The organism is Lientehia hominis (assembly GCF_021044755.1).
Classification (GTDB): Bacteria; Bacillota; Clostridia; order Lachnospirales; family Lachnospiraceae; genus Lientehia; species Lientehia hominis.
In genome coordinates this window covers 292,077-313,614 of record NZ_JAJNOR010000005.1, presented here as the reverse complement: position 1 = coordinate 313,614, position 21,538 = coordinate 292,077, and the positions used below count along the sequence as shown (strand labels likewise).

General features: G+C 48.0%; 17 protein-coding genes, 7 tRNA genes and 1 rRNA gene. 20 read left to right on the top strand and 5 right to left on the bottom strand.

Annotated features, from left to right (window positions below):
* The 8 genes from LQE92_RS10445 to LQE92_RS10410 all read left to right on the top strand — a co-directional run.
* A 23S ribosomal RNA gene (locus LQE92_RS10445) occupies positions 1-118 on the top strand; the annotation flags it as partial.
* Between the two features lie 91 nt (positions 119-209).
* Positions 210-281: transfer RNA gene (locus tag LQE92_RS10440), tRNA-Asn, on the top strand.
* A gap of 375 nt (positions 282-656) precedes the next feature.
* Positions 657-1,997, top strand: a complete 1,341-nt coding sequence (locus LQE92_RS10435; protein ID WP_231062897.1) for an aspartate aminotransferase family protein — start codon at positions 657-659, stop codon at positions 1,995-1,997.
* 28 nt (positions 1,998-2,025) lie between these two features.
* Positions 2,026-3,045 (top strand): sugar ABC transporter substrate-binding protein, encoded by a 1,020-nt coding sequence (locus LQE92_RS10430; protein WP_231062896.1) that lies wholly within the window; start codon positions 2,026-2,028, stop codon positions 3,043-3,045.
* Positions 3,046-3,138: 93 nt separating this feature from the next.
* Positions 3,139-4,620: a sugar ABC transporter ATP-binding protein gene (locus LQE92_RS10425; RefSeq protein WP_231062895.1), complete on the top strand. Its 1,482-nt coding sequence runs from the start codon at positions 3,139-3,141 to the stop codon at positions 4,618-4,620.
* Positions 4,621-4,633: 13 nt separating this feature from the next.
* Entirely contained in the window at positions 4,634-5,599 is a 966-nt protein-coding gene (locus tag LQE92_RS10420) for an ABC transporter permease (RefSeq protein ID WP_231062894.1), read from the top strand.
* Positions 5,600-5,609: 10 nt separating this feature from the next.
* Positions 5,610-6,572 carry an ABC transporter permease gene (locus LQE92_RS10415; protein ID WP_231062893.1) on the top strand — a complete coding sequence of 321 codons (963 nt, stop codon included), beginning with the start codon at positions 5,610-5,612 and terminating at the stop codon, positions 6,570-6,572.
* A gap of 148 nt (positions 6,573-6,720) precedes the next feature.
* A complete protein-coding gene (locus LQE92_RS10410; RefSeq protein WP_231062892.1) occupies positions 6,721-7,794 on the top strand; it encodes a LacI family DNA-binding transcriptional regulator in 1,074 nt (357 codons plus the stop codon).
* Between the two features lie 29 nt (positions 7,795-7,823).
* On the opposite strand, the gene pdaA is transcribed toward LQE92_RS10410, so the two are convergent.
* Positions 7,824-8,636 carry a delta-lactam-biosynthetic de-N-acetylase gene (gene pdaA, locus LQE92_RS10405; RefSeq protein ID WP_231062891.1) on the bottom strand — a complete coding sequence of 271 codons (813 nt, stop codon included), beginning with the start codon at positions 8,634-8,636 and terminating at the stop codon, positions 7,824-7,826.
* A 248-nt stretch (positions 8,637-8,884) separates the two neighbouring features.
* Between pdaA and LQE92_RS10400 the strand changes: the two genes are divergently transcribed.
* The 7 genes from LQE92_RS10400 to LQE92_RS10370 all read left to right on the top strand — a co-directional run bounded on the left by LQE92_RS10400 (position 8,885) and on the right by LQE92_RS10370 (position 11,453).
* Positions 8,885-8,956: transfer RNA gene (locus tag LQE92_RS10400), tRNA-Glu, on the top strand.
* A gap of 13 nt (positions 8,957-8,969) precedes the next feature.
* Positions 8,970-9,042 (top strand) — tRNA-Thr (locus LQE92_RS10395).
* Between the two features lie 13 nt (positions 9,043-9,055).
* Positions 9,056-9,129: transfer RNA gene (locus LQE92_RS10390), tRNA-Ile, on the top strand.
* 56 nt (positions 9,130-9,185) lie between these two features.
* Positions 9,186-9,259 (top strand) — tRNA-Asp (locus LQE92_RS10385).
* A 39-nt stretch (positions 9,260-9,298) separates the two neighbouring features.
* A tRNA-Leu gene (locus tag LQE92_RS10380) sits at positions 9,299-9,383 on the top strand.
* Between the two features lie 73 nt (positions 9,384-9,456).
* Positions 9,457-9,530: transfer RNA gene (locus LQE92_RS10375), tRNA-Arg, on the top strand.
* 225 nt (positions 9,531-9,755) lie between these two features.
* Positions 9,756-11,453, top strand: a complete 1,698-nt coding sequence (locus tag LQE92_RS10370) for an FUSC family protein (protein ID WP_231062890.1) — start codon at positions 9,756-9,758, stop codon at positions 11,451-11,453.
* 72 nt (positions 11,454-11,525) lie between these two features.
* Here LQE92_RS10370 and LQE92_RS10365 read toward each other — a convergent pair whose 3' ends face one another.
* Both LQE92_RS10365 and LQE92_RS10360 read right to left on the bottom strand, forming a co-directional pair.
* Positions 11,526-12,146 (bottom strand): response regulator transcription factor, encoded by a 621-nt coding sequence (locus tag LQE92_RS10365; protein WP_231062889.1) that lies wholly within the window; start codon positions 12,144-12,146, stop codon positions 11,526-11,528.
* Positions 12,133-13,575, bottom strand: a complete 1,443-nt coding sequence (locus tag LQE92_RS10360; RefSeq protein ID WP_231062888.1) for a sensor histidine kinase — start codon at positions 13,573-13,575, stop codon at positions 12,133-12,135. Before LQE92_RS10360 ends, LQE92_RS10365 begins: the two co-directional genes overlap by 14 nt.
* Positions 13,576-13,819: 244 nt before the next feature.
* Here LQE92_RS10360 and LQE92_RS10355 point away from each other — a divergent pair, with 244 nt between their 5' ends.
* Genes LQE92_RS10355 through LQE92_RS10335 form a run of 5 tightly spaced genes read left to right on the top strand, consistent with a single transcriptional unit; the run spans position 13,820 to position 20,249 of the window.
* Positions 13,820-16,360, top strand: a complete 2,541-nt coding sequence (locus LQE92_RS10355; protein WP_231062887.1) for a DUF5050 domain-containing protein — start codon at positions 13,820-13,822, stop codon at positions 16,358-16,360.
* 17 nt (positions 16,361-16,377) lie between these two features.
* A complete protein-coding gene (locus tag LQE92_RS10350; protein WP_231062886.1) occupies positions 16,378-16,962 on the top strand; it encodes an FHA domain-containing protein in 585 nt (194 codons plus the stop codon).
* Positions 16,947-18,095, top strand: coding sequence for a PP2C family protein-serine/threonine phosphatase (locus LQE92_RS10345; RefSeq protein ID WP_231062885.1), 1,149 nt, complete (start codon positions 16,947-16,949; stop codon positions 18,093-18,095). Before LQE92_RS10350 ends, LQE92_RS10345 begins: the two co-directional genes overlap by 16 nt.
* A gap of 12 nt (positions 18,096-18,107) precedes the next feature.
* Positions 18,108-19,514, top strand: coding sequence for a PrsW family glutamic-type intramembrane protease (locus LQE92_RS10340; protein WP_231062884.1), 1,407 nt, complete (start codon positions 18,108-18,110; stop codon positions 19,512-19,514).
* Between the two features lie 15 nt (positions 19,515-19,529).
* Positions 19,530-20,249 carry a PP2C family protein-serine/threonine phosphatase gene (locus LQE92_RS10335; protein ID WP_231062883.1) on the top strand — a complete coding sequence of 240 codons (720 nt, stop codon included), beginning with the start codon at positions 19,530-19,532 and terminating at the stop codon, positions 20,247-20,249.
* On the opposite strand, the gene dtd is transcribed toward LQE92_RS10335, so the two are convergent.
* Together dtd and LQE92_RS10325 are read right to left on the bottom strand one after the other, a co-directional pair.
* A complete protein-coding gene (gene dtd, locus LQE92_RS10330) occupies positions 20,236-20,670 on the bottom strand; it encodes a D-aminoacyl-tRNA deacylase (protein ID WP_231062882.1) in 435 nt (144 codons plus the stop codon). The genes LQE92_RS10335 and dtd overlap by 14 nt on opposite strands.
* 31 nt (positions 20,671-20,701) lie before the next feature.
* Positions 20,702-21,202, bottom strand: a complete 501-nt coding sequence (locus tag LQE92_RS10325; RefSeq protein WP_231062881.1) for a DUF1700 domain-containing protein — start codon at positions 21,200-21,202, stop codon at positions 20,702-20,704.
* Positions 21,203-21,538: the final 336 nt, after the last annotated feature.

The window sequence follows — 21,538 nt, the reverse complement described above, 5'->3', positions numbered from 1 at the left end:
GATATCTCATAGCAAAAGCTAGTAAGGCCCCTTGAAGACGACGAGGTAGATAGGCTGGAGGTGGAAGTGCAGCAATGTATGGAGCTGACCAGTACTAATCGGCCGAGGGCTTGTCCAGGCGGTTTAGGATGTTCTGGAGATGGATGACAATGTGCAGTTTTGAAGGTATGGGAAGCCCGGAAGGTGGGCAGACTAGCCTTCAGAGATGATCCTCGATAGCTCAATGGTAGAGCACTCGGCTGTTAACCGAGTTGTTGTAGGTTCGAGCCCTACTCGGGGAGCTAAAAAGTCCTCAAATTTAATAATGATAAATTAAGGTACAGAAAAAGTCCCGAGTAGCACTCGGGACTTTTTATTTCACAATTTTTGCATTATACAATAATAATAACGTTGTATACAAAAAAATCATAATAAAATCATGAAATACATCAAATTATTAAAAAAGAAGATAGACGTAGAGGGGCATTACAAAGGAAAAATACAGTGAAACGGAGATGAAAACCACATTAATATTGAAATAAAGAGATAAAACGATTGAATTATCAAAAAACAGTTGACAATAATCAAAAAGGAGTGATAAGATAAAATCATAAATTTTTGTTGGCCACAAAAATAATAACGTTGTAAATAGAAAACGGAAAGAAAGGTGAGGAGAGATGATTAATGACTGCGCGAAAAGCAAGGAACTATCTAAAAGGTTCAATGAAATTTATCCTGCGGGCCATTCAAACAACAAAGACCCCTATGAAGTGGCGGATTATCGTCTTTTTATCAAAAAGGCAAAGGGATCGCATGTGTGGGATATTGACGGAAATGAATATATTGAATTCAACAGTGCTTTTGGGCCAACCTTGCTTGGACACTGCAATGACGAGTACATAAGAGCTTTGGAAGATGCTCTGGAGACATCGGCGACCTTGTCAGGAAGCAATCTTCTGTTTTCCGAGGACGATGTAGAAGTGGGCGAGGTTATTACAAAATATGTACCCTGCGCCGAGCAGATTAAATTTAATATGACAGGCAGTGAGGCGGTGCAGATGGCGATCCGTATTGCAAGGGCCTATACAGGGAAAAACATGATTTTACGTTTTACCGACAATTACCACGGATGGATCGATAATATCTACGGCGGCAGACCGGGCGATCTGAAATCAGAAAAGATGCCTGTAGCCGAGGAAGATCCGGACAGTGATTACCAGACTCTCGGAAAATTTCCCGGAGCGATCAGGGAAAATATCATTCTTCCGTGGAATGACTTTGATGTTTTCAAGAAGACGATGGAGAAATATCATGATGAGATTGCCATTGTACATTTTGAGCCGATCGTCTGCAATCACTTTGGATTTTTCCCCAAGCCGGGTTTTCTGGAACTGATCCGCGAACTTTGCACCAAGTACAACGTAGTCATGAGTATGGATGAGATCATCACTGGTTTTCGGCTTGGCTTCGGCGGCGCTCAGACATATTTCGGTGTAACGCCGGATATTTGTACTCTGGCAAAATCCATTGCGGGAGGACTTCCCATGGCCTGCGTAGCCGGTCGGAAAAAAGTTATGAGCATTTTGGATGGCAGAAAGGTGGCTGCTTCCGGTACATTTAACGGATGGAATCTCGGTATGCGCGCGGTCCTGGCCACGACAAAAATCCTGGAAAGGGACGGCGGAGCCGCTTACAAGAAAATGTACGCACTAGAGGATAAATTGATTGAAGGAATTCTCACAAGTGCCGGAAGGCACGGCATAAAGATGCGGATCAACGACTGCCCCGGAGCATTCTTCACGTTGTTTGGCGTGGAGGGCGGCAGACAGCGGGTATATACTCCGGAAGATATGAAGGAGATCGATATCCCTTTGTTTAAAAAATTCCGCAGAATCCTACAGGAGGAAGAGGGAGTTATTACACTTCCTGCTGCCAGGTGGTATATGAATATTTCCCATACGGAGGCCGACATTGATTATACGATCGCCGCGGTTGACCGGGCAATGGGAAAACTTTAAGATCAGTAGAGGAAAAAGGGAGGAGAATATGAGTAAACGATATAATATTATGATCACCATAGTTCTTATTTTGACTCTGTTCTGCGCCGGATGCGGAGGAGGAAAGGTCAGACAGGAGACAAAGGAAGCGTCGAAAAGTGCGGAGGAAAGTACAGGCGGATCCAAAGAAGAAGGATTAAAGGAAGGTTCACTGGTCGCTATTATCCCCAGCGATATGTCGGACCCGAATTTGGTCTACGTTTCCAAATGCCTTGAAAAATACTGCGATGAAATGGGATATGAATCTGCGTTGTTTGATCCCCAGGCCAACGCGCAGACACAGGCAAATATGATCAGCAACGCGGTAGCTCAGGGAGCGTCGGCTGTGGTGTTTGATCCGATTGATTCTGCCGCTTTGGGAACCGCGATGATGGAAGCGAAGGAAGCCGGCGTATTAGTCATAACGACAGTGGGGGATATTGATGAGATGTACCATGAATACCGCGACGTATATGTTGGTCCGGACGATCTGGTGGCGGGAGAAATGGCGGCGGAGTGTTTCAAGGAACATTTTCCCGACGGGGCCGAGGTGGTCTGCATAGAAGGGGCGGCGGGTCACAGCGCACAGATCCGCAGGCGCGATGGATTTGCGGCAGGTATCGAAGGCGGCAATATAAAAATCCTGGACAGCAAGTCCTGTACTTCTTGGTCAACTTCCGACGCGATGACCATTGCAGAAGATTTCATTGTGATGCACGGAGATAAAATGGATGGGATCTTCTGCCATTGGGATAACGGCGGCGTCGGCGTGGTAGAAGCCCTGGAAGCGGCAAAGTATGAACCGGGCGATGTTTTTATGGTGACAATTGACGGCTGCTACAATGGTTTTGACCTGATCCGGGAGGGCTGGGTATACGCATCTATTATGCAGGACTGCAATACAATGGCCAGAGTATGCATTGAGTCCATTAAAACTTTGCAGGAGGGCGGCGAAGTAGAAGAAATTATTCATCCCGATTTGATTCTCGTGACAGAAGAAAACGTGGACAGCATCGATCCAGGCTGGTGATCTGCGCGCCATATGGGGACGCCGCTATGTATCCAGTCTCTGCACAAAAGCAGAGACTGGATTCTCGTCATGACAGATGAAAGGAGAAGACACATGGCAGACGAAATAACAGATAATATTTTAAATATCTGTAATGTAAACAAATCATTTCCGGGAGTCAGGGCGCTGAACAATGTCAGTATCCGCATCCGGCGCGGAGATATCCATGGAATCGTAGGGGAAAATGGCGCTGGAAAATCTACGCTTATGAAGATTCTGTCAGGTGTATATGAAAAGGATTCCGGCACGATAGAGTTTGATGGTGAAACGGTGGAGAACACGACGCCGGTTAAGTCGCTGCGGAGCGGCTTGAGTATTATATATCAGGAATTTAATCTTGTTAATACCATGAGTGTAGGAGAAAATATATTTTTGGGACGTTTCAGAAAGATGAAGGGAATGAGAGGGACTCACGGGGAGGCAAGGAAACTTTTGGACAGCATTAATTGTTCTGTCGACACCCATGCGCCGGTGGAGAGCTTAAGCGTTTCAGAAAAACAGATGGTAGAGATTGCGAAAGCCCTTTCTTTTCAGGCAAAGCTGATTATTATGGATGAACCCAGCAGCAGCTTGACCACTGAAGAAATACGGCATTTGAGCGTCATTATTAAGGATCTGCACGAAAAGGGGATCACGATCATCTACATCAGCCATAAACTGGACGAGATTTTTGAATATTGTGACAGAGTTACCATCATGCGCGATGGGTGCGTAGTGGATACCAAACCGATCAAAGAACTGGGGCGGGATGAGATGATCGCAAAAATGGTCGGAAGAACCATTGAAAATGAATATCCCGAACGGCCTCATTGTGTTGGAGAGTCTTTACTTGAAATCAGCAATTTAAATTCCAGGAAGCTTAAGAATATATCATTTACTTTGAAACGCGGCGAGATTCTGGGAATGGTAGGGCTGGTGGGATCCGGACGTACGGAAATCGTCCGGGCGATTTTTGGAGCGGATAAGGTGAAAGGCTTGATTCTTCAGATAGACGGTAAAACTGTTTCCATAAAAAAGCCCGCAGACGCAAAAAAAGCCGGCATTGCCCTGGTTCCGGAGGACAGGAAACAGCAGGGGCTTATCCTGCCTTTTTCAGTGAAATCGAATATTTCCATGGCGGCTCTTAAAGGCCTGGCGAAGAGGATCTTCCTGAACAGAGGGAGCGAAGTTTGTATGGCAAAGCGTCAGATGGAGTCACTGGCGATAAAAACACCGGGAATCAATGCCAGGGTAGAAAATCTTTCAGGAGGAAATCAACAGAAGTGCGTACTGGGGAGATGGCTGGAGACGGACTCCAGAATTTTAATTCTGGATGAGCCGACCCGAGGGATTGATGTGGGCGCTAAATATGAAATTTATCTGCTGATGAAAAAAATTGTGGAAAACGGCGGTTCTATCATTATGATCTCTTCTGAGCTTCAGGAAGTGCTCAGTATGAGCAATCGGATCCTGACTATCAGCGATGGACGTATAACCGGTGAGTTTGATCCTGAGGATACGTCGGCGGAAGAGATTATGAAGAGTGCGTTGGCGTAACGGAGGAAAGAATATGAAAAAAGAACTTAATCTCAAAAACGCCTTTTTTTCATTCATTAAAAATTATTTTGTGGGTTTTTGTATTATTCTTCTTGTCGTGATCACCATGATTTATCAGCCGCGTTTTCTCAGCGCGTCAAATCTGCTCAATATTATTCGGCAGCTTGGCCCTCTAAGCATCGTGTCCCTTGGAATGAGCTTTGTTATTTTTGCCGGATACCTGGATCTTTCCGTGGCCGGGACGATTTCCCTGGTGGCGGTAGTGACGGTCTCCTTGATCGAACCGCTTGGCCAAATGGGCGCGATCTTGGCTGGAATCGTAATCGGGACTGCAGCGGGGGCCCTGATCGGGGCGGTAGTACTGGTGGTCGGTGCGAACAGAAAATCAGAAGCACTTTTTATTTCCTATGGGATGGGGATGGCATACAGCGCGCTCGCTCTGATGTACAGCGGAGGCGTAACACAGAAGCTTGGAGAAAATCAGAAGATTTTCGAGGTGATCGGTAAAGGAGGGTGGGGAATTCTATCTGTTTCTCTGGTTATCTTCATTGTCTGCCTGATCATACTGCAGATTTTACAGAGTATGACTTATATCGGCCGTTCTGTCATGCTTGCGGGAGGAAACCCGGTCGCGTCCAGATTATCAGGGATTCCGGTAAATGCTGTCGTTGTCCTTGTATACACACTTTCAGGGCTGCTGGCGTCCATAGGTTCTGTAGTACTTGTCTCCCGCGTTACGACAGCGTCTCCGGTGATTGGAAAGACTTATGAGACAAATGCGATCACCGCGGTATTGATAGGCGGCACCTCGCTGAAGGGCGGGAACGGAAGCGTGATGAGAACGGTGCTGGGTGTAGTCCTGATCTCTTTAATGTCCAATTGTATGAATTTGCTGGGGATTTCCAGTTATATGCAGAGTGTGGTGCGGGGGCTGGTCTTGATCCTGGCCATTTGGCTGGACAGCAAAAGGAATAGTTAGGAGGCGCGGCATGAAAACAAAATGGGTTGCGAAAAAGATATTAACGGCAGTTTACCGGCAAAAAGCGATTGCTGCACTTATCCTTGTCTTTGCTGTCATGCCTTTAGTGAATACCTCTTTTTTTACGGTATACAATATGGTTGATATGTTAAAGTCGGCTTCGGTGTATATTACAATCGGCTGCGGAGTTACAGTGGTCGTCATAAGCGGCGCCTGTGATCTGTCAGTCGGCGGGATCATGTGCCTGGCGGGAATCATCACAGTAAAAATGATGGGAAAATATCCTCTTTTCATTTGCATAATCTTCGCGCTGCTGATGGGAGTTCTGGTTGGTGCGGTCAATGGATTTTTTGTTGTGCGGCAGAAGTCAGAAGCATTTGTCATTACGCTGGGAATGGGGGCTTTATTGAAAGGAGTGGCGCAGCAGCTGACAGATGCCCATCCCATTGCCGGAACAAATAAAGCTTTTTTTGAATTTGGGACAGGCAGCTTTTTAGGACTTCCCAATATAACGGTGATGATGTTCCTCATTTTGATCACTACCTGCTGTCTGCTGCGTTTTACCCAATTTGGGCGGAACTGCTACGCGGTGGGAGGCGACTATGACGTGGCGGAATATTCGGGGATTCCTGCGCTCAGGACAAAATGGCTGGCGTTTGTGATCAGCGGTTTTCTGGCTGCACTGGGAGGCGTGCTGCTCACAGCCCGTTTAAATACAGGTGCTTCTACTTATGGGGACACGACGGCGCTGCTGGTGAACTGCGGCACGGTGCTTGGCGGGACCTCTTTTGCGGGAGGGATTGGAAATGCCTGGAAGACAGCATTGGGACTTCTGCTGTTTACCGTTCTGGAAAGTGCGTTGGGAATGGGTTCCTTGAACGCATATGCGAAAGAATTGGTGATCGGAATCATCATAGCGGTCATTATCGGTATAGATTCCTACGATCAAAAGAGAAAAGCAGAAATGGTCTAGAGGAATCTTGGAATAAAGACAGAAGGAATTGACAAAATTTGGAAACAAACGGATAATGGTACTATCGTTATAAATAGCGTCGATTGACAGGAGCCAAATGCAGGGTGTCGATCGACGCTAGTGTTTCCAAAGGGATGTGAGGAAAAACATGAAAAAAAGTAAATCTTCCAGTACGGAGGGGAAATCCAGCAATGTAACCATAAAAACCATAGCGAATGAACTGGGCGTTTCCTTTTCTACTGTGTCAAAGGCCTTGAATAACAGCAATCTGGTTAAAGAGGAGACGAGACAGATTGTGTGGGAGAAAGCTAAGGAGCTCCATTATTCTCCCAATATGCTGGCCAGGGGACTCAGAGGAAAAGAAACCAAGATAATCGCCGCAATCATAAACGACACGGTTAATTCGGTGATCAGCTATATGCTGAACGCCATTACCTGTGAAATGAACAAATACGGTTATACGCTGCTGGTATGCGATCCGCAGTTTGATAAGGATACGGAGCGGAATATTATACTCTCTATTTTGTCAAAACAGCCGGATTTCGTGATTTTTTCGCCGGCGACTTGTAATATGGATAATTTACGCCTCTTTTCCGGAAGGGAAGGGGAACTTATTTTGATGGGCCGGAAGATACAGGGAATCGACTGCAACTATGTGGACGTAGATTATGAAGCCGGAGGATATCTGTCGGGCAGTACGATATTGGCTCAAGGACATAAGGATGTGATAATCCTCTGTGAGCCTCTGGACTTTCCGCTTAGCAGACGTTTTGTTTCTGGGGTGGAGAGGGCATTTAAGGAATACGGACTTCCTTTTGACTCTTCCAGGATCCGGTATACCCAAACGACTGTGGAGAGCGGATTTGGGGTGCTCAACAGCATGTGGGACGAGGAAGCTCAGGACTATAGTCCTAAATTCACGGCAGTGATCTCGTTTTGCGACATCGTAGCTCATGGAGCTTATAAATCTCTGTATATGCACAAAAAAAGGATTCCGGAAGATGTCAGCGTTATCGGGTTTGACGACAACCCTTTAAACGAGTTTTCCATGCCCCCTCTTACCGCTGTCCGTCTGCCCAGCGAAAGTATCACAAGAAACTGCGTTTCAATCTTGAAATCAAAACTGCTGCAAAAGAGCAGCAATATCTATTGTGATTCGATCATGCCGGTCTTAAGCTGGAGAAAATCAGTGGGCCCCGCGCCGGACAGACGAAAAGAGTGATCAGGTCCTCGAGCCTTTCCTCTTTGAATTTATGATGGCAGATTGTTCAGAGAATCGAAATGATAGCCCATTTCCTCCCACTTGGTCAGAAGCTCATCCAGAATCTGTGCGTTGGTGGAAGAAGTGCTGTGGAGAAGGACGACTGCTCCGGGATGGATACGCCCCAGCAGCTTTTCAAAGGCGGCTTCTTTTGTAGGCTGGTCATCCTGATACCAGTCTACATAGGCCAGGCTCCAGAAAAAGGTCCGGTAGCCCATTTCATTGGCCATCTGAAGATTGCTTTCGCTGTATTTTCCTTGAGGCGGCCGGTAGAATTTGGTCATGGTCTGACCGGTGGTTTCTTCGAAGAGCTTTTCCAGGTCTCCCAATTCTTTTTCAAAGGCTTCCTTTGTGGAGATTTGGGACATATTCGGATGATGATACGTGTGGTTTCCGACGGTGTGGCCTTCCTCTACCATTCGTTTGACCAGATCCGGACTTGTTTCTATGTAATTGCCCACCACAAAGAAGGTGGCCGGCGCCTGGTGCTTCTTCAGCGCATCCAATATGGCGGCCGTATTTCCGTTTTCGTATCCGGCGTCAAAGGTCAGGTAAATCACTTTATCTTCGGTTTCCTGGACGAAATAGGCATTGAATTTCTTCAGATAATCGGCAGTAGCATTGCCGACAGGCGCTTTTCCTTCCTGTTGGAAGCTCAGTCCCCAATTGCTTTCGGCGGAAGAGGATACGGCTTTGGAGGGGGCCGGCCTGGTGAAACGGGCGGCTGCATATCCCACTAGATAAGCCAGGGCAAAAATAAAGACACGTATTATGATTTTTTTTCTTTGAGACGATTTATTCATGGCATTCACCAAGGGCAGTATTGCTAAAATATATGAGTAAGACATCCGGGATAGTACCATGAGGACTTACGCCCTAAAAGAAAAAGTGTTAATTTTTCAGATAAAAGAAAAAAGTTCTTGCAAACCCCCCGAGTTTATGGTATTATCGTTTCGTTGAGTATATGAAAATGAGATAGTTTCCCCGTGTGGTAGTTTGAGCTGTACACGGGAAGTCAGCAGACTCCACGGAGTTTTTTTAGCAGACATGAGGCTCCATGGTCAAGCGGTTAAGACACCGCCCTTTCACGGCGGTAACAGGGGTTCAAATCCCCTTGGAGTCACTTGAATGATTTTGCCGATGTGGCTCAATTGGCAGAGCAGCTGATTTGTAATCAGCAGGTTATCGGTTCGAGTCCGATCATCGGCTTTGCTTCTTATATGGACCTTTAGCTCAGTTGGTTAGAGCAACCGGCTCATAACCGGTCGGTCCTGGGTTCGAGTCCCCGAAGGTCCACTCTTTTCCCACAAAAGCAGATAAATCATATCATCAGTTTTACAGCGTCAGATTTTGGCCCGGTGGCTCAGCTGGTTAGAGCGCCGCCCTGTCACGGCGGAGGTCGTGGGTTCGAACCCCATCCGGGTCGTTTTACAAGTTTTGTTCCGTTGTTTTAATAAAACATCATGCCGGCGTGGCGGAACTGGCAGACGCACAGGACTTAAAATCCTGCGGCCTTTAAAGCCGTACCGGTTCGATTCCGGTCGCCGGCACTGTTTTTAGAAATTTGATGGAAAGCTTGTAATTTTTGGAAATATGTATTATAATCAGTATTTGGAATGATGTGCGGCAGTAGCTCAGCTGGATAGAGCACTTGGCTACGGACCAAGGTGTCGGGAGTTCGAATCTTCTCTGCCGCGTGAAAAAAGAAACGTGTTGTTCAGACAACTGTTTTAGACAGTTGGGGCAAAGCGGCCATGCAAAAGTGAGAATCTTTTGTGGGGCTGTTTTTTTATTCTCCAAAACAGTCGATATATGCCTGTAACATAAAGGTCCCCAATTTTGCTGCCATAAGTCTATGCATAAAGGGAATTGTTGTTTCATGCGAAGCGTGCTATAATAGATAGTCAAAGGAGATGTTATATATGCGTAAAATTGCGCAGAATGTCAGGGCGAAATTCATTTTTGCCACATTGAGTTTTATCTTCATCATTATCTATGTCAACTTATTCCCACGTATCTTCGGCCAGGAAAACAACATCGTTGCAGTGATATTTACAATCATGATGTCCGCTTCCATGGTTCGCGATCTGACGGCTGTCCCTCTGAAGCATCTGATGATTCAGGCGTTTACAATGGTGATGATGGCAGTATGTGCGTGCCTCGTATCCAACTTGGATCCATGGCTGGCGCTGCCGGTCAACTTCATGATGATTTTTGCCATTTTGTATGCGTTTACTTATGAATATGCGGATCATCTGTACTTTCCCTACATATTGTCCTATTTATTTCTGGTGTTTATCTCGCCTGTCGGATTCAGCCGGCTGCCTGTGCGGATGCTGGCGATGGCGGCAGGGGCGGTATCGGTGATTGGTTATCAGCTGGTCATGGGACGGAAACGTGTGGCAGTGACAGCACGCGGCATATTGTGCAGTCTTATTGATTTTGCCCAGGAGAGCATCAGCTGCCGGCTGGAAGAGTGTGATTCCATGCCCGACCGGAATGAAGTTCATCGTCAGGTCTGCGGGCTCAGCCAGACCGTACATGATCGTAGAAAAAAGCTCTTTCAGGTATCAGATGCCGGCTTTGCCATGATTGATGCGGGCCGGGGGCTCGAACACGTTCTGCTGCTGCTCTCTGAGAACGAATTATGGTCCGAGCCAGAAAAACAGGAGGAACTGAAAGCGGTGCGCTCTGTATTGAATCAATACCGTGCGTTTCTTGACGGGAGAAAAGACGGTCTTCCTACGGAAGACGATGGGATGTTTGAAAGAGTGGGGGAGATAAAGGACGCTCTATTATATGTGCGTGATAAACTGCAGGAAATGACCAGTCCTAAGAGACGCACTCACATTTGCAAAACTGCGTTGTCTCCGAAAGCGCGCTTGAAGGCCGCCATTGGCGTAAGCCCGGTCCGTTTGACTTACGCGCTGCGGACGGCTATCCTGCTGTCGGCGTTTACGCTGTTTGTGCAGACTCTGGCTCTTCCACATGGCAAATGGCTGCTGTTCACGCTGGCTTCTTTATCTCTTCCGTATTCGGACGACGTACAGCCTAAAATGAAAAAGCGTGTGCTGGCTACGGTGATCGGCGGCGTATCCTCTGCAACGATCTATTCGCTCATCCCTTCGGCCGGTGGACGTACCGCAGCCATGATGGCTTCCGGATATCTGTCATTTTATTTTGCTGATTATACGGGCACTTTTGCGTGTTCAACAGTGGGCGCGCTGGGAGGTGCTGTGTTCATGAGTTCGTTCAGCTTTGCGGATGTGGGCGGCATGGTACTTGTCCGGCTGTGTTATATTATTCTGGGGGCGCTGATCGCATATGGAGCTAATTGTCTGATATGTCCTTACAGCCGTGAAAAAGCAACAGTGCAGCTTCTTAAAAAGTATACCGAGACAGCGGAGCTCATAAAAAAATTGTGCAGACAAGGGATCTGTGACATACAGATGTATTATGATCTGGTGATGAATGTCCATATGCAGGAGGAGAAACTGCGCAGGAACGCACAGATTTCAGGCTGGAAGGAAATGGATGTGCTATTGGAACGGATCAGAAGCCAGGTAAGGCAGGAGCACCGGCGGTATGCGGACCGGCCGGCGCTGCAGACCGCGGAATAAGGATAAATGTGGCGTGCCCCCGTTGTGACGGAACGTCTGATCTATAATGAGCCCTGCCGGATACGGCAGGGCTCATTCCAGATAGTTTTTAAAGATATGTATCAAATCTTCCTGATGGCGCAGTCCCATCTTTTTTAAGATGCTGCTTTTTTGGTTGGCGATGGTCTTGGAGGAGGAATGGAGGAATACATTTTTTCCGAGGAGCATCTGGAGCACGCTTTGTTCAGCGGCAGAGAGGTCGGATACGATCAGGGAGCAGATGAGATGAAGCTGAGGCGTAGGGCCGGCGGCGGTTTTCCTCACACTTTCGACCAGAAGATCGAATTGGCTCTTAAATACATAACCGGAAGCAAAGGTACGCTTACAGGCGTTTACAATGGTAGCCGAATCTTCATAGGCGGTCAGGATGATCAGCTTCGCGTCGGTGCGGAGCCTTATCAGCCGTGCCGCGTGGACTCCATCCGAAGGAGAGGAGGACAGATTCAGATCCATCAGTATAATGTCTGGTCTGCAGGATTCCAGCCGGCAGAGCGCGTCGGCTTCGTTTGCGGCATGGCCTATGACTTCCATATCGTTTTCTCTGTTTAAAGTGGTCTGTATCAGGAAAGCAAAGTCCAGATCGTCTTCCACTGTGAATATCTGTATTTTCTTAGAAGCGGAGTAGTCGGCTCCCATATTATCACCCATTTCCATTTCTATTTTGCAAAGCTTTTTTCCGGGGAAAGTGCAGGGAAAAAGTAGTGCCCATATCTGGCAGGCTGTCTGCCGTAATCTTTCCTCCATGCTTTTCCATTACTTTTTGGCAAAAATAAAGGCCGAGTCCCATATGCCCATCCGAGGTCTTGGTGCTGCTGTAAGGCTCGAACAATTTAGAAAGAGCCTCCGGGCGGATACCGATGCCGGTATCGCTGACTGAGATGACGAGCCATTCCCGTCTTGGAAAAACGGAGGCCTTTACGGTGAGAGTGCCGTTTCCGTCCATGGCATCCGCGGCGTTGAGGATCAGATTGTTGAGGACCTCTTTGACATATTCTCTGTCACAGGACAAGAACAATTCTTCGCTGCACTGAATATCCATCTGTATATTGGGAAACTGGCGTTTATACGCAGCAATGCAGTCTTTCAAAATGTCGGAGACGGAACACAGCTCAAGGTTCAGACGGATATCCTGGGAATAGTACTGTATTTTTTCCAGGCAGCTTTTGAGATGCTCAGTCGAATGGACGATGATGCGGGCGTATTCCCCAGTCTCTTCCAGACCAGAGGATGAGGTGAGGTTTTTGGCACACCATTCGATCTTGGAAATTTCGTTTTTTAAAAGATGCTGAGTACAGCGGGCGTTTTGATTTATCAGCTGGCCTTTTTTATCCCAGTCAAAGGTCTCGTGCTTAAACCTGGTGCCCATGATGCCGTCCCGGAAAGCGTAGCGGAGGAAATAGACCAGCAGGAATACCATAATAAGGAAATTCCCCTGCCAGGCCTTGAAATATCTGGTAAGACCGAGGGAATGGACGAGTAGAGCGCTGGTCAGCCAGTACCAGATGGGGACCAGTACCAGGATGGAGACCATCTTCTTTTGATGGTAACATTCTTCATGCCGCTCCTTGTACAGAGTCCTGACAATCATAAAAGTCAGTAAAATCCCATATATCCAATTATAAAATGTGATGGAAAGGAAATATGGACGGCTGTTCAGCTGATAATAACGGGTATCCGGATATGGAAAGAAAAGGCCAAAGGCGAAAGCCGGGAGGAAAGCCGCCAGGCGTGCCCATGGGAACATCCGGGGATGCTTTTCATTAAAATGGCAGTAATACAATCCAAAAACGAGAGCGGCCGGCATGGAAAAATAGTAAAAGATTCCGGTCAGCACAGAATAGACGGCCAGAGCCTTTGATTGATCAAAATGGGAAGGATAGGCAGAAATCAGCCAGGGGAAAAAGGTGAAATACAGATATTCTTTGAAAACACCTATGCTGAACACCATGCCGCTCAGAAAGCACCAGCGGTTCAGCATATTCTGAGAATTGCCGAGACGGATCAGGACGAACAGGATCCAGATTAAAACTGTGAAAAGAAGCAGAAATTCTCCGGGCAGTCCTTTTTGTATTTCAGCTGGCATGGCAGTTCTCCTTTGGATAGAAGAATGATAAAAACAGTCTTCTAATAAGAACTTATCATATTTAAAATCATACATCAAGGATATTACGCGTTCGGGCTTCCTAAATTTTTTGGGAACAGAAGACAGAGAAAAAATGATATGATAGCAATGAGTTCGGATTATTAATAAAACAAGCGATGTTTTGGCGAATAATGGCCTTTCGGAGCCGTGGAAAACGGCATGGCGGGCCGGGGAGGAGCAGTCTATGGAGAGCATGGAAAAAAACTCCGGAGCGGAGGGGGCCAGAGCTCCGCATCATCTTCCTTTCCGCACGATACTGAACGGAAAGTATATGGTGCAGCGCGTTCTGGGAGAGGGGGGCTTTGGCATCACGTATGAGGGCTGGGATCTTAATCTGGAACTCAAGGTGGCGATCAAAGAATATTATCCCTCCGGTTTTGTAACACGAGGAAATACAGAAGTCATCGCCTACACGGGAGGCGGAGAAGAGTATTATGAGAAGGGAAAGCAAAAGTTCCTCAGTGAAGCCAAGACGCTGGCCAGATTTTACTTTCTGCCCGGGATCGTAGGTGTCAAAGACTTTTTCCTGGAAAACAATACAGCCTATATCGTAATGGAATTTCTGGACGGGGTAACTCTTAAGACTTATACTGAGCAGGCGGGAGGACGCCTTCCGTCGCAGCAGGTCCTGGATTTCATGAGGCCGGTCATGCATTCTCTGGCTGAGGTACATAAATCAGGTCTGATACACCGGGATATCAGCCCGGAAAATATCATGATCACAAAAGAGGGGCAGGTTAAACTGCTGGATTTCGGAGCGGCCAGGGATATTTCGCCAGAGGGAGAAAAGAGTCTGTCTGTGCTGCTGAAACCGGGCTATGCGCCGGAAGAACAGTATAGGACACACGGAGAACAAGGGCCCTGGACGGATGTCTATGCATTATGCGCCACAATATACAGGTGCGTGACGGGAGAGTCTCCGGAGGAGCCGCTGGAAAGGGCGAGACATGATGAATTAAAACCGCCTTCCATGATGGGAGCTCAGCTGACTCCGCAGCAGGATATGGCCATCGTCAGGGGGCTTTCTCTTTATGCTGAGAATCGGTTTCAGAACGTGGAGGAGCTGGAGGCCGCGCTGTATGGAGGCAGTTTTACGGGAGAGCCTCCCGTGCCGGAGCCGCAGACGAATATAAACAGGACGCTGCCGGAAAATCCGGCGGCCAATCCATATGCGATGCCAGAGGGAAACATCCAGGCTGCGCCCGTTATGCAGAAAGAAGGAAAGAAAAGAGGTAAGAAGGTTATAATCGGCCTGATCGCTCTGATATGTATCCTGGCAGGAGGAATCATATGGGTCCTGTCAACGGGAAAAAGAGGCGGTACGGCCATGGGCAGCAGCAACGGAAATATCCACAATAACGGATTTGTGGCCTCGGGAAAATCGGGTGATGTTTATGCGTGCCGGTTGGGCGGCTATCTGGCGGTAGAGAATTCCATTGGGAACTGGGAGGTCATTGAAGGGGAAAACGGCGGGTATGTAAACGTCTGGAAGAATTGGATCTATTATCTGGATGAGGATTACCGAGTTGTTAAACGACCTCTTTCAGATCCGGAGAAAAGCCCACAGACCGTGGGAGGAAGGGAGGTCGGAGGATTTTTGATCTCCGGCGGCACCATTTATTACTTTGATGATGATGGGGCGATACATCGGATGAACCTGGATGGAAGCAAGGACGAGGTTATCAACAGCGGGGAAAACATTGGGCTGAATATAGAAAACGGCTGGGTCTATTTTCTGAGAAATGAAGGCAGCTCCGGCATCCTTTACAAGATGAAGACGGATGGGACGAAGCTGCAGAAGGTGGGCACAGACGAATCGGAAATGTTCATTGTCCAGGACGGCTGGGTTTACTATACCAATATGAGCAAGGACAACGAGCTGTACCGCATGCGTGTGGACGGAAGCCAGAATCAGTCCCTTGGAATAGGGGAAGCAGATATGTTCAATATCTGCGGAGACTGGATCTATTACCAGGGAGTGGACCATGACAGAGCGTTATGCAGGGTGAAGAAGGACGGAAGCGGTGAGAAAGTATTGGATTCCAAGGTCCCGGAGCTTTTGTTTTCTTCCGGCGATACGGTCTATTATATTGTGCAGGAGGATTCGGATGCTTCTTACAGCCTGTACTCCATGCCAGTGAATGGTTCCAAGAGCGAACTGGTGCTCACGCAGAACGGAAAGACCTCCCTGGCCGAAAAGACGCCGCAGAGAGAGACAGAGGAGGAACCCAGCATTCCGCAGAATGAGGGGGACGGCGGTGAGCTTATGTACCAGGGAGAGCCATTTGACTACCAGGATACAGTGATAGACCGAATCAATCAGGATGAGATGCAGAATCTGGAGGTAGGGACAGAAGCGGGACTTACCTATGTGGACTACAGAGTAGAGGGCTGTGATCTGGCGGATGGTCTTAACTCCGACGGTTCGCAGACGCTTAAGGTCTATATTTCCTTTATTTGTGACCGGGACATGGAAATACTGAATTATGATTTTATGATTATAGCCATGAAGGAAAATGCAGACGGAGACGACGAAGACCTTAAGCTCTGTGTCGCATCGAGTATGAATGACAATGAGTTTCCGGTGAAAGCAGAGGGAGAAGGAGTCTACAGCGCTGTATTTGAATACAAGGTTCCATATGGATATGAGTACATTCTGATGTATACCAATATCATAGACGATAAAACAAACGGATCCCTTTATCTGACGTATCTTTACGAGTGAAAAGGAGGAATGGAAAAATGGAAATGAAGCGCTGTCCAAACGGGCACTTTTATGATCCGGCTCTTTATACGGAATGTCCGTATTGTCAGGGGGCGTCGGCAAATGCGAATGTGAATGGGACGTCTGCTCAGCCGAACGTCGGCGCTACGATGCCGGTGAGACAGGAGGAAGGAGGAGGCTATAAGATTCCTCCAAGGCAGGAGGCGCAGCCGGAGGAAGGACAGAAAACAGTTGCGGTCATACAGCAGAAGACAGGGATAAATCCGGTGGTCGGCTGGCTGGTGTGCGTCGACGGAACTGAGAAAGGAAAGGATTACCATCTTCACAGCGGAAATAACTTTATCGGACGCAGTTCTAAAATGGACGTCTGTCTGCCCCATGACGAAGCTGTCTCCAGGGAAAATCAGGGAATCGTGAGCTATGACGATCGTCACAAGGCTTTCTATGCCGCGCCCGGAACCGGACAGAATATCATCTATCTGAACGGAGAGCCGCTGTTGATGATCCACGAGCTGAAAGCCTTTGACCGGCTGGAGGTGGGGAATACAACGCTGATGTTTATGCCATTATGCGGGGAGGAGTTTCAGTGGGAGAAAAAATAGGCATAATGTTCCTGGGCGCCGGTACGGCGGATGACTGGCTGTCTGGTACCCCTTTTGGAACGGAGGCCGGAGAGGAGAGCTCTGCTGAAGCGGGAAGCGAAGGTGAAGAAGCGGGACCTGCGGAGGCCCTGGAAACAGCTTCTGAACCTGGGGAAGGAGATCCAAAGGGGAAGGGGAACGGAATCAGCTCTGCCTGGATCTGGTTTTTGGGAGCAGGTATTCTGCTTCTTTTGGCTGCCTTGCTCTTGTACAGGGCGTTTTTTAGAAAAAAAAGAAGCGTACGGGAGTGTGAGGACAGTTCAGAAGGCGAAGAACTGGGCCGGGCCGCCGATGTGCGGATGCCGGCCTGCCCTCCGGTCCCGGTGACGGTATCTCACATAGGAAATCTGCATCATATCGGCGGCAGAGAAGAGCAGCAGGACAGCTTTGCAATCTCCGATGTGACCAACAGCACACTGTGTGAAAAAAGAGGATCTTTTGCCGTTGTGGCAGATGGAATGGGAGGTCTTTCTAATGGAGCCAGGATCAGCGCGATCGTGACCTCTTCCATGATGAGCCGGTTTGAAGAAGGGAATAGAGAGGAATTCCGCGGAGAACGAGAAATTCCTATGGAGCTTTTGCAGATGGTGCAGAATGCGGAAAGGGAGGCGCTGCGTTTTCTGGGAACGAGTCATGAGCAAAGTGGATCCACTGTGGTGGCTGCCTGGATCTATGCAGGCCGGCTGTATTTTATTTCCGTGGGGGACAGCCGGATTTGTCTACTGAGGAACGGAACAGTGACCATCCTCAATCGGGAGCATACCTATGGTTCAGAACTGGATGAAATGGCGGCAAGAGGAGAGATTCCCATAAAAGAGGCCAGAGAAAATGTTCAAAGGCACGCTCTGACCAGCTATATTGGAATAGAGCCGTTGGAAAAGATAGACCGAAACATACACGGCCTTCCGCTTCTGCCGGGAGATAAAATTCTGCTCATGTCGGATGGCGTGTTCGGAACGATATCAGAGAAAGAGATATTGAAAGCGGCGGTCCAGGATGCGGCGGTGATGGCTCAGGATCTGCAGGCTATGGTTCTTTCACACAGACGGAGCGGCCAGGATAATTTTACAGCGGTGATCTTACAGTGTGAATAGGAGGAAAAGCAGATGAATTGTTCCAGATGCGGGAACCCGATTCCGGAAGGGGCGGACCGATGTCCTCATTGCAGCAGCAGCGTCCGCTACGGAGGAAATACAGAATTTTTTGGAAAGGCGGCAGCGTCCGGTTTACATTTTAAAGATATTTTTTCTGATGTTTTTAAAAAGCATCCAAAGTCTGACGGTGAGCGGTTGTTTATGGCCGGGACGCAGCAGACTACGCCCAGGGAAGATGAGATGCTGCGGGAATGGCGGAAGCCGTGGGTATTTGCCTGGGTCGGCATAGTCGGCATCATCCTGACGGTCGTCCTATATTTTATGTCTTCTTATATGAGATCCTATGCCGCGTTTATGACAGTCGGCTCTTTTATCATGCCTATAACGGCGCTTTTGTTTTATTGGGAGATGAATATACCGAGAAATATCCCGCTGTATGAAGTGATACTGATGTTTCTGGCCGGAGGAGTCCTGTCCTTTTTCATTTCCATGATCTTGTTCCAGGTGATATCCACGGAGACGGCATCCTTTGCCGCTTTCTGTGAAGAACCGGCCAAACTGCTGGCGCTGGCTTTTTTTCTGAGAAAATCAGACAAAAAGTATATTCTGAACGGCATATTGATTGGCGGTGCCGTAGGGGCAGGCTTTTCTGCCATAGAATCTTTGGGCTATGCATTTGACTATGCGGCTGTGGGAGGAGAAGTATATGGCACGGCTACAGTCGTGCTTCGGGGAGTGCTGTCTCCGGGCGGCCATGTGGTATGGGCGGCCATCTATGGTGGGGCCCTGGCCATGGTAAAGGGAAGAGAGCCGCTGAAAGGGCCGCATTTTATAGACCTCAATTTCTTAAAATATTTCTTTATATCCGTGGTACTGCATTTTATATGGAATTCCGGGATTTCCTTGGTTCCGCTTCCGATAGTCGGAGATCTGTCCTATGTGCTTTTGACCGTAGCCGCATGGGTGGCATTGTTCTGGATTATGAACAAGGGGATTCGCCAGATCGTGGATATCACCAACAGCTATGGTTCCATACCGGCGGGATACGGCCGGCCGCGGGCTGCCGCTCCTTTATCAGCAGCGGCGGGAGAGCAGGCAGTATCCAGATCCGGGCCGGCCATGTTAGTTGGCATCGGAGGTGTCTATGCGGGACAGACTATCAGTTGTCAGCCGGGACAGTTGGTATTCGGACGAGAACCGTCCGTCTGTAATCTGGTATTTCCATCCGGAATTCCGGGAATCAGCCGGAAACACTGCATTCTGGAGCTGAAAAACGGGAACTTCTTTCTGTCTGATTGCGGTTCGACCTACGGGACTTTCTTGGGAGACGGCAGGCGTTTGAATACTGGGGAACAGGTGCTTTTACAGAGCGGGCAGCAGTTTTACATGGGGCATGAGGTGTTTGAGGTGAGGAATTAAGCGGGGAATATGGGCATGAGAGCTAGAGCGTCAGGCTGCTCCTTTCAAGGGAGCAGAAAATACAATGAGGATACGATTTTTTATGAGGAAACAGATACCGGATTTCTGGCCGCGGTGGCAGACGGCCTGGGCGGACACGGAGGAGGAGCCGAGGCCTCGGACGCGGCGGTGCGTTCATTTGTTCAGGGATTCCGGGAAACCCCTCAGATTACCGAAGAGAATCTCCGCAGTCTTCTGGAACAAGCAAACCGGATCATACGGGACAGACAAACTGAGCGGCAGAAAATGCGGACTACCTTTGTGTCCCTTGTTTGTGGCGAAAAAGAATGGGCGGCAGTACATGTGGGAGATTCCAGGCTGTACTGGTTTCAGAATGGATTTCTGCGGTTTCGCACGTTGGATCACAGTGTTTCCCAGATGGCGGCCCTGGCCGGAGAAATCGGGGAGGAACAGATCCGATTCCACGAGGACCGAAATAAAGTGCTGAGGGCCTTGGGCGGAACAGAGATGGTCCGTCCGGATATCATGAGACAGGAGGGAAGTCCGGCCGGCTCAGCGTTTCTTTTGTGTACGGATGGTTTTTGGGAAAATGTCTGGGAGGATGAAATGCTGACAGACCTTTTAAAATCAGGAACGCCAAAGACATGGCTTTCATATATGCTGGCGCGCATCGGCAGAAGAATGGATGAAAAAAGCGACAACCTGTCGGCTGTCGCTGTGTTTATTCCAGAATGATGGTAAATGGTCCGTCATTGGTGAGGGATACGTCCATATGGGCTCCGAACGTGCCATGGGCCACATTGGGTACTGTCTCACGGCATTTGGCTACAAAATATTCATAGAGTTCACATGCCAGTTCCGGCTTTGCTGCGAGAGTAAAGCCGGGCCTGTTGCCGTGGCGGCAGTCTGCATATAAAGTAAACTGGGACACGACGAGGAGAGAACCCTGCACATCCAGAAGAGATAAATTAATTTTGCCATTTTCATCGGAGAAAATCCGGAGATTGATCATTTTTTTTACGATCCGGTCCGCATCGGCACGGCTGTCTTCCTGCCCTACGCCCAGCAGAACAAGGTAGCCTTTTCCAATTTGTCCGACGATTTCACCTTCTACGGTGACAGAAGCGTCTGATACACGCTGAATCACTGCCTTCATATTTTATCCTTTCTTATGAGATCCATATTGGTCACCTTCGCCTGGTTAAGGAAAAGATGATGAATAGTATGATGATCCAGAACCAGATTCCGTGAAAAGAGAACAAGAGCTTGAATATGGTCTTAAACATGAAAAAGAGAACACTCAGGATGATAAATAATACCAGGAATAGAATACCAAATACGACCCATTTATTAACATGGAAGCTTTTCTGACGGAAAGCTCCCCGGCTGTCTCTTTCCGAAACATCGCTGTCTGAAACGTCCGAATCGTTATAGGAATAACCATAACTGTCATAGCTGGGACCGCGGCCCGATTCGTAGGATGCCGGTCCGCCTTCGGCATCTATAATAGTCCGGGCGATCAGTCTCGGATCACCCAGCTCGTCCAATATGTCCTGTTCGCTGCGGCCTTTGCGGGCCTCACCGGAAATATAAGAATCATAATAATTGAGATTTTCTGTGGTCACGCCAGGAGATACCTGGCCGTTCAGAGCTTTTCTCAAAGTATCCAAAAACTCGGCTTTTGTCATGTCGATCCTTTCTATATTCAATAACGGCAGCGATAATTCAGTCTGCCTTATATGCGTTATCATTAGAATCTCATATTTTGACAAATAAATCAAGTATGCTCATAAAAAATTCAGAAAGATTAAAAAAAGAAAGAGAAAACCAAAGGGGAGCAATGGTTTTCTCTTTGAGGGGAGTATAAATAATTAATAAGGGGTTGAATCAGGAAAAAGATTTGAAGGAAAATCATTTTTCCTAGTTCGATTATAATAAGCGCCTGTAAAAAAGTCAAGAAATTTCTGGCCCCAAAAGCATAAAAACTCAAAATACAGAGATACTAAGTACGCAAGATAAATTTA

Excerpts from the sequence above, each read along its gene's own strand:
- LQE92_RS10355 (WP_231062887.1), top strand. The coding sequence starts at position 13,820 with ATGGAGAGCATGGAAAAAAACTCCGGAGCGGAGGGGGCCAGAGCTCCG.
- LQE92_RS10360 (WP_231062888.1), bottom strand. The coding sequence starts at position 13,575 with ATGCCAGCTGAAATACAAAAAGGACTGCCCGGAGAATTTCTGCTTCTT.
- pdaA (WP_231062891.1), bottom strand. The coding sequence starts at position 8,636 with ATGAATAAATCGTCTCAAAGAAAAAAAATCATAATACGTGTCTTTATT.
- LQE92_RS10425 (WP_231062895.1), top strand. The coding sequence starts at position 3,139 with ATGGCAGACGAAATAACAGATAATATTTTAAATATCTGTAATGTAAAC.
- LQE92_RS10325 (WP_231062881.1), bottom strand. The coding sequence starts at position 21,202 with ATGACAAAAGCCGAGTTTTTGGATACTTTGAGAAAAGCTCTGAACGGC.
- LQE92_RS10365 (WP_231062889.1), bottom strand. The coding sequence starts at position 12,146 with ATGGAAATGGGTGATAATATGGGAGCCGACTACTCCGCTTCTAAGAAA.
- LQE92_RS10430 (WP_231062896.1), top strand. The coding sequence starts at position 2,026 with ATGAGTAAACGATATAATATTATGATCACCATAGTTCTTATTTTGACT.
- LQE92_RS10370 (WP_231062890.1), top strand. The coding sequence starts at position 9,756 with ATGCGTAAAATTGCGCAGAATGTCAGGGCGAAATTCATTTTTGCCACA.
- LQE92_RS10335 (WP_231062883.1), top strand. The coding sequence starts at position 19,530 with ATGAGAGCTAGAGCGTCAGGCTGCTCCTTTCAAGGGAGCAGAAAATAC.
- dtd (WP_231062882.1), bottom strand. The coding sequence starts at position 20,670 with ATGAAGGCAGTGATTCAGCGTGTATCAGACGCTTCTGTCACCGTAGAA.
- LQE92_RS10340 (WP_231062884.1), top strand. The coding sequence starts at position 18,108 with ATGAATTGTTCCAGATGCGGGAACCCGATTCCGGAAGGGGCGGACCGA.
- LQE92_RS10420 (WP_231062894.1), top strand. The coding sequence starts at position 4,634 with ATGAAAAAAGAACTTAATCTCAAAAACGCCTTTTTTTCATTCATTAAA.
- LQE92_RS10435 (WP_231062897.1), top strand. The coding sequence starts at position 657 with ATGATTAATGACTGCGCGAAAAGCAAGGAACTATCTAAAAGGTTCAAT.
- LQE92_RS10350 (WP_231062886.1), top strand. The coding sequence starts at position 16,378 with ATGGAAATGAAGCGCTGTCCAAACGGGCACTTTTATGATCCGGCTCTT.
- LQE92_RS10410 (WP_231062892.1), top strand. The coding sequence starts at position 6,721 with ATGAAAAAAAGTAAATCTTCCAGTACGGAGGGGAAATCCAGCAATGTA.
- LQE92_RS10415 (WP_231062893.1), top strand. The coding sequence starts at position 5,610 with ATGAAAACAAAATGGGTTGCGAAAAAGATATTAACGGCAGTTTACCGG.